This is a genomic window from uncultured Catenibacterium sp. (assembly GCF_900540665.1).
Lineage (GTDB): Bacteria > Bacillota_I > Bacilli_A > Erysipelotrichales > Coprobacillaceae > Catenibacterium.
The window spans coordinates 1-7,473 of record NZ_UQGV01000090.1 but is presented as its reverse complement, the minus strand read 5'-3'; the positions used below and the strand labels follow the sequence as shown (position 1 = coordinate 7,473).

The 7,473-nt window shown below is 36.1% G+C and carries 7 protein-coding genes; 3 read left to right on the top strand and 4 right to left on the bottom strand.

Annotation, left to right across the window (positions count from 1 at the left end):
• Positions 1 to 74: 74 nt before the first annotated feature.
• The 4 genes from QZQ55_RS09990 to QZQ55_RS09975 are packed head-to-tail and all read right to left on the bottom strand — an operon-like array spanning position 75 to position 3,276.
• On the bottom strand, positions 75 to 473 hold the full coding sequence (locus QZQ55_RS09990; protein WP_295092949.1) for a DUF956 family protein: 399 nt from the start codon (positions 471 to 473) through the stop codon (positions 75 to 77).
• A 46-nt stretch (positions 474 to 519) separates the two neighbouring features.
• Positions 520 to 1,437: a PTS system mannose/fructose/sorbose family transporter subunit IID gene (locus QZQ55_RS09985; protein WP_295092947.1), complete on the bottom strand. Its 918-nt coding sequence runs from the start codon at positions 1,435 to 1,437 to the stop codon at positions 520 to 522.
• Positions 1,438 to 1,458: 21 nt separating this feature from the next.
• Complete coding sequence (locus QZQ55_RS09980) at positions 1,459 to 2,274, bottom strand: PTS mannose/fructose/sorbose transporter subunit IIC (RefSeq protein ID WP_295092945.1); 816 nt, start codon at positions 2,272 to 2,274, stop codon at positions 1,459 to 1,461.
• 15 nt (positions 2,275 to 2,289) lie between these two features.
• Entirely contained in the window at positions 2,290 to 3,276 is a 987-nt protein-coding gene (locus tag QZQ55_RS09975) for a PTS sugar transporter subunit IIB (protein ID WP_295092943.1), read from the bottom strand.
• A gap of 394 nt (positions 3,277 to 3,670) precedes the next feature.
• Between QZQ55_RS09975 and QZQ55_RS09970 the strand changes: the two genes are divergently transcribed.
• The 3 genes from QZQ55_RS09970 (at position 3,671) to QZQ55_RS09960 (ending at position 7,256) form a co-directional block, all read left to right on the top strand.
• Positions 3,671 to 5,005: an MATE family efflux transporter gene (locus tag QZQ55_RS09970; protein ID WP_295092941.1), complete on the top strand. Its 1,335-nt coding sequence runs from the start codon at positions 3,671 to 3,673 to the stop codon at positions 5,003 to 5,005.
• Positions 5,002 to 5,187, top strand: a complete 186-nt coding sequence (locus tag QZQ55_RS09965) for a TetR family transcriptional regulator (RefSeq protein WP_117459305.1) — start codon at positions 5,002 to 5,004, stop codon at positions 5,185 to 5,187. The genes QZQ55_RS09970 and QZQ55_RS09965 overlap by 4 nt, the downstream gene beginning before the upstream one ends.
• 275 nt (positions 5,188 to 5,462) lie before the next feature.
• Entirely contained in the window at positions 5,463 to 7,256 is a 1,794-nt protein-coding gene (locus QZQ55_RS09960; RefSeq protein WP_295092939.1) for an oleate hydratase, read from the top strand.
• Positions 7,257 to 7,473: the final 217 nt, after the last annotated feature.

Here is a 7,473-nt window from a genome sequence, read left to right as displayed (position 1 = left end):
AATACCTGTGGTCGGTTTATCTCCGACTGAATTAGTGCCATGCCCGGCACACTACAAAAAAAGTGGCCAGGCAATTAAGCCTGACCATTTATTTTGTGTCGATAATTGGAGTCAAAAATGTATCTTAATCCTCGTTTAATAATGGTAAAGAACGTAGGGGAACGATACATTTTTTCTTTTGGAAAATACTTTCCAGCCACCTGTAATGTTTTCACATTATCACGTGTAGAGAATGTAAAATGACCATTGTTTTTAGTGAATATAGCGAAACGTGCAATCTTCTTATTAAAATATACAGAAGCACTGATATAATCTATTTCTTCCCATGGAATCTGAATAAAGTCTTCTTTATTTTTTTCATTATAGAACTCAAAGGCTTTGTCCCCTACCATGACATCCCCATAGTTTGTTAAACCATTTAGTGAAGTTGCTTTAATTGAAAAATCGACTTTTGTATTTTGTGACTGTGCCATTTTATATCCTCCTAAAATTAAGAGGCAGTAAAACTGCCTCTAATGATTACATAATACCGATAACTCTTGCAACGATACCAACAACGAATAATGCGATGATGATAACGATTGGAGATACCTTCTTCTTTAATAAGTAACAGCATAATAATGTAAGTAATAATGCTGCTAAACCAGGGATTAACTGATCTAAGTTCTGCTGTAAAGTAGTAACCTTAGTCTGGTTTAAACCATTAGCACCAAGTGATGCATACTGACTTAATGCTTCCTTAATACCTGCAGTACCCTTTGGTAATTTATCCCAGTTGATATAAGCACCTTCAGACTGAGTAACCTGAGATACTACTGGAGTAAAGCTGATTGATACCCATCTCTGTACTAATGCACCGATGATGAACATACCAAGGATAGAAGCACCTTCAGTAACCTTACCAAGAAGTCCTCCTGACATATCCTTAGCAATAGAAGTACCTACTTTATAACCGAATTCCTGTGTATACCATAAGAATGCGATACGTACTAAGTTCCATACTACGAAGAATAATAATGGTCCAACAATGCTTCCTGATAATGCAAGTGAAGCACCTAATGCACCTAAGATTGGTCTTACTGTAAACCAGAATACTGGGTCACCAACACCAGCAAGAGGTCCCATCATACCAACTTTAACACCCTGTACAGTCTGGTCATCTACAGGCATACCATTTGCACGTTCTTCTTCAAGTGCTAATGTAACACCCATAACTGGAGCTGATACATAAGGATGTGTATTATAGAATTCTAGATGACGCTTTAATGCAGCGGCTCTATCTTCTTCTTTTGTATATAATTTCTTGATAGCTGGGATAATTGAATAACACCAACCACCATTCTGCATACGTTCATAGTTCCAAGAACCCTGAAGGAACTGATGACGCCAGCATACGTCCATTCTATCTTTTTTAGATAGTGTAATCTTATCTGCCATAATAATTCATCCTCCTTCAGATTAATAGTCGTTTAAGATGTCACCAAGTGGATCTCCAGATCCTCCAGCGCCACCATTACCTGTACCAGCATTGTCTTTTAATCCAAGATAGATTAATGCAAGAACAACACCAATAACACCTAATGCGATTAATGTAAGTTCTGAGATAGCTGCTAAAACGAAACCAAGAGCGAAGAATGGCCAAGTTTCTTTTGTAGCCATCATATTGATAACCATTGCATAACCTACAGCGGCAACCATACCACCGCCAACAGCCATACCACCAGATAACCAAGCTGGCATAGAATTTAATGCACCTGTTACAACCTTAGCTGGAACGAAGCAAAGGATAACTGCTGGGATCATGATACGAAGACCCTGCATTAAGATTGCAGCAATCTGCCATCTTTCGATAGCCTTATAGTCACCTTTTTCTGCAGCTCCATCCATGAAGTGAACCATAGGGATTGCAAGAGTACGACAGATCATTGTTAAGAATAAACCTGCAACTGATAATGGTACTGCAACAGCGATAGAAGTATTGATAGCGTTAGTAACGTTTGTACTACCACCCTGTAAACCTAATACCATGATGATTGCTGAAGCAACTGATGCAAGAGCAGCATCTGGTGCAACAGCAGCACCAACGTTTGCCCAACCAAGGGCAATCATCTGTAATGAACCACCAAGGATGATACCTTCCTTTAAGTGGCCAGTAACTAAGCCGATTAACGTACATGCTACTAGAGGCTGATGGAACTGGAATTCATCAAGAATACCTTCCATACCTGCAAGTAAAGCAACAATCGCAATCAGCACAATTGAAATTGCTGACATAAATTATTTCCTCCCTTATTTAGACAATCCTTCTTTAGCTTTGTTAAGGATTGCATTGATGTTATCAGGTGAATCATTTGGTACTTTACGTACATCAAACTTAACACCCTTAGCCATAATCTTTTCAATAGTATCAACATCATCCTGACCCATTGATACGGCTTTAGTACAAACGACTTTACCCTGTGAATGAGCCATAGAACCTAAGTTCAATGTCTTGATGTCAACGCCACCTTCGATTGCACGAAGTGCATCCTGTGGGTTTTCGAATAATACTAATGCTTTTGTGTTACCAAAACGAGGATCCTTAGCAACCTGGATCATCTTATCGATTGGCACTACGTGAGCTTTAACACCTGGAGGTGCTGCCTGAATAATCATTTCTTTTCTAAGATCATCATGAGCCACACCATCAGATGCTACAATGATACGGTTTGGCTGAGTTGTCTTAGTCCATGCAGTAGCAACCTGACCATGTAATAAACGTGAGTCAATTCTTGCTAATACATACTTGATGTGACCATCACCAATAACTGTTCCTTCAGGAATAGCGCCCTGAGGTGCTGGTGCAACTGCTGCTACCTTTTCTTCCTTCTTAGGTTCTAGTGTTTCAGGTTTTGGTTTAACACCATCTCTTGCCACTTCAGTGACATGTGTAGCGATTTCATGAGCTGTTTCCATAGACATACGAGATGCATAAGTTTCAATCAACATTGGTAAATTTAAACCAGTGACAATTGCCCACTTATCTTCATGTCCATTAAGTAAAGCACTTGCCTGATTGAATGGTGTTCCACCCCAAAGGTCTACAAGGAATAATACTTCATCCTGATTTTCAAAACCAGCAATCGCTTCTTCCATTTTTCTGCGGATATCATCTGGTCCTTCACTAGGCATTAATGTGCAGGCTTTAACGTTAGCCTGATCACCAAAGATCATAGATCCTGACTGGAAAATGCCTTCTGCGAATTTACCATGACTCGCAAGGATAATTCCTACCATTTTGTTCTCCTACCTTTCATAATTGTAAGTAAGTAGTGAAGATATACTCAATACGTATATGGACATTTATACATATAACTTATATATTCATCTAATCCCTATCAACTTATATTTTTAGACAAATACAATTCCTTTCAGAAATATATCTCCTATTTACCTATGCCCACATTATATCACTATCTCTTTACAGTGCAATAATCCTTATTTAGGAATTTAAAATACCATACTTTTGCTTTATATATATCATATATATAAAAAAGTTGACATCATACAATAGATATGATAATGTCTATGTACAAAACCTTTTGGTTGTGGATTTTTGTTAGAGTTATCTTATTTTCGCCACACAGCGTTTTTTTACGTTGTGTGGCTTTTTGTATATAGGAGGAAAATTATGAATCAAGATTATATGAAAACAAAACCTATACTGCCATTAGTACTCTCGATGAGCTTACCAATGGTCTTATCGATGCTTGTCAATTCTCTCTACAATATTGTAGATAGCTTCTTTGTGGCTCGTATTAGTGAAAATGCGATGAATGCTTTATCTCTAGTATTCCCTATTCAGAATCTCATTACTGCGATTGCAGTAGGTTTTGGTGTTGGTATGAATGCCGTTATCGCATTCTATCTAGGTACAGAGGATCATAAAAAAGCAGAAGATTCTATGGCTCAGGGATTATTACTTTCTGCGATACATGGAATAATCTTAATGATTGTCTGTGTTGTCTTTATTCCTCAATTCTTAAAGTTCTTTACAAACGACCCTGTTGTATTAAAAGATGGCATTCTTTATGGACGTATTGCCTTCTCATTCTCTTTTGTGATTCAGGTAGGCATTGCCTTTGAAAAGGTGTATCAGTCTTTAGGACGCATGGCTTTGACTATGAAGATTATGATTATTGGATGTGTCACAAATATCATTCTTGACCCTATTCTTATCTTTGGTTTAGGTCCTATTCCAGCTATGGGTATTGCGGGAGCTGCAATTGCGACTGGTATTGGTCAGACAGTTCCTTTTATTCTATATTTATATTATTATAAGGTTGACTTACCTCTACGTATTCATAAAAAAGCAATAGAGAGCACTCAATATTATAAGAAGTTATATGGTATTGGTATTCCTGCCACACTTAATATTGCCTTACCTTCTGTTCTTATATCTGTCTTAAATGCGATTCTTATTTCTTATTCAGCTATCTATGTTGTAGTACTAGGTATCTATTATAAGCTTCAGACATTTGTCTTTATGCCATCCAATGGGATCATCCAGGGTATTAGACCTCTTGTTGGATATAACTATGGGGCAAAGGAATATGAACGTGTCAATAAAATCTATAAGCTCACTCTCGGTTTAAGTTTAATTATTATGATTGCTGGAACACTTCTTTGTTTTGTATTCCCTAAAGAAATTATGGGACTTTTTACCAAGAATAAAGAAACACTTGATGCAGGTGTGATTGCCCTACGTATTATTAGTATTTCTTTTGTCTTCTCTTCACTCTCACTTACTTCAGGAGGTGTACTCGAAGGACTAGGTATGGGTATTCCATCACTCATTATCTCTTTATGTCGATATGTTGTCATTATTCTTCCATGTGCTTATATTCTTTCTTCACTACTTGGACCAACTGGTGTATGGCATGCTTTCTGGATTACAGAAGTATTTACTGCAGTTATTTCTCTACTTATATATAAGAAAAAAAAGAAAGATTCATTTAACTTATGAGTGAAATCACAAAACATGCATTAGAAGATTCTTTAAAGGTATTACTCTTAAGAAAACCTTTCAATAAGATTACGATTGGTGATCTCACAAAAGAATGTGGTATTAACCGTATGACATTCTATTATCACTTTACTGATATGCATCATCTTCTTTCATGGATCATCTTGGATGAAATACATTAATTACTATTAGATACAAATACCTACCCTGAAGGATTTATCCGCCTTATCTTAAGATGAAAGAAAGTCTTGAGTTATTGTCTAATAAAATGAATGAAATTATGGATGGATGTATTCATAGAGCACTTAAAAGATTTGAAATACATCAAAACTAATAGTTTGATTAAAATTTTTACACTTGATTGGTCATGATAAGATATTTATCATGGCTTTTTGTTTGTTTAAATAAAAGTGATAAAATATGATTTATACTAGAGTCATACAAGGAGGAATAAATTATGTATTATTCATCAGGAACTTATGAAGCATTTGCACACCCAGAAAAACCAGAGGGTGTTGAAAAGAAATCAGCTTATATTATTGGTACAGGTTTAGCAGGTTTAACTGCTGCCTTCTATCTCGTAAGAGATGGACAGATGCCTGGCAATCATATTCATTTATTAGAAAAGCTAGAACTTGCAGGAGGAAGCTGTGATGGTTATAAAGATGTTCATAAAGGCTTCTATATGCGTGGAGGACGTGAAATGGATAACCACTTTGAAATCATGTGGGATGTATTCCGTGATGTACCTTCTATTGAAACACCTAACGTATCTGTATTAGATGAATACTATTGGCTTAATAAGCATGACCCTAACTACTCTTTATGTCGTGCAACAGTCAATAAGGGTGAAAATGCGCATACTGATAAACTATTTAAATTAGATAAAGATAGTGCAATGGCATTGTCTCAGCTCTTTATTACTCCAGAATCTGACTTAGAAGATAAGAAAATTTCAGATGTGTTACCAGAATCATTCTGGGAAACTAATTTCTGGCTATATTGGCAGACTATGTTTGCATTTCAGAAATGGTCTAGTGCATTAGAAATGAAGCGTTATTTATGTCGTTATGTACATCATATTGATGGTTTACCAGACTTCAGTGCTTTAAGATTTACTAAATATAATCAGTATGAAAGTATGATTTTACCTTTAATTGAATATCTAAAGAAGCATGATGTAGATGTTCAGTTTGGTATGGATGTTAAAAATGTGGTTATTGAAGAAGTAGATGGCAAGAAGACAGCTAAGGAACTTATTTATGTAAAAGATAATAAAGAACAGTCTATTCCTTTAACTGCAGATGATTTAGTCTTTATTACTAATGGATGTTGTACTGATACATCATGTTATGGTGATCAGACACATGCACCTGATTTATCTGGTATTGTGAATGGTCAAGGTGAATCATGGGATTTGTGGAAAAATATTGCGAAACAGGCTAAACATGACGAATATGGACATCCTGATGTATTCTGCAGTGATACAGAAGCGACTAACTGGATGAGTGCCACTGTAGAAACATCTAATGAAGATATTATTCAACATATTATGAATATTTGTAAACGTGATCCTCGTGCTGGTAAAGTGACTACTGGTGGTATTGTGACTGTTAAGGATAGCGTTAATAATTGGTTTATGTCTTGGACTATTAACCGTCAGCCACAGTTTAAATCTCAAAATAAAGATACAGTACTCGTATGGCTCTATGCTCTTCATACAGATACAGAAGGTAACTACATCAAAAAAGCTATGAGAGATTGTACAGGTGAAGAAATCTGTCAGGAATGGCTCTATCATATCGGTATGGACGAAAACAAGATCAAGGACTATTCAGAAAATGCATGTAATACAACAACATGCTTCATGCCTTATATTAATGCCTTCTTCCAGCCAAGAAAGAATGTAGACCGTCCTAAGGTTGTACCAGAAGGTGCAGTCAACTTTGCATTCATCGGTCAGTTCGCCGAAACACCTAGAGACACTATCTTTACAACTGAATACTCTATGCGTACAGGAATGGAAAGTGTTTATACATTACTTAATGTTGATCGTGGTGTTCCTGAAGTATGGGGTTCTCAATATGATATAAGAGAATTATTAAGAGCAGCTTATTATGCAGTAGATAAAAAGAAGATTAATGAGTTACCATTAAACTTCAAGGAAAAGATGCTTTTAAAGACTGTATTAAAGAATGTAGAAGGTACAGATCTAGAACTCTTATTAAGAGATACAGGATTAATAGAATAACGAGCAAGCTGGTTATCCAGCTTGTTTTTTTCTACAAAAAGAAAACAGTCAATCGGAAAATGAAAGACTGTTTACTGTTTTTTATGTGTTCAACTGATAATCCTTACGAATATTGTCGAAAGCTGTTTTTGCGTTTTTTGTACGTCCAGCCTGTACATCAGCATATCCTTTTTCTAATTCTTCTTTAGACATACCTATTGGTGATACAACTACGTGA

What these genes read in the sequence shown, in the direction of transcription:
- QZQ55_RS09990 (WP_295092949.1), bottom strand. Translation starts at nt 473, where the DNA reads ATGGCACAGTCACAAAATACAAAAGTCGATTTTTCAATTAAAGCAACT.
- QZQ55_RS09985 (WP_295092947.1), bottom strand. Translation starts at nt 1,437, where the DNA reads ATGGCAGATAAGATTACACTATCTAAAAAAGATAGAATGGACGTATGC.
- QZQ55_RS09980 (WP_295092945.1), bottom strand. Translation starts at nt 2,274, where the DNA reads ATGTCAGCAATTTCAATTGTGCTGATTGCGATTGTTGCTTTACTTGCA.
- QZQ55_RS09975 (WP_295092943.1), bottom strand. Translation starts at nt 3,276, where the DNA reads ATGGTAGGAATTATCCTTGCGAGTCATGGTAAATTCGCAGAAGGCATT.
- QZQ55_RS09970 (WP_295092941.1), top strand. Translation starts at nt 3,671, where the DNA reads ATGAATCAAGATTATATGAAAACAAAACCTATACTGCCATTAGTACTC.
- QZQ55_RS09965 (WP_117459305.1), top strand. Translation starts at nt 5,002, where the DNA reads ATGAGTGAAATCACAAAACATGCATTAGAAGATTCTTTAAAGGTATTA.
- QZQ55_RS09960 (WP_295092939.1), top strand. Translation starts at nt 5,463, where the DNA reads ATGTATTATTCATCAGGAACTTATGAAGCATTTGCACACCCAGAAAAA.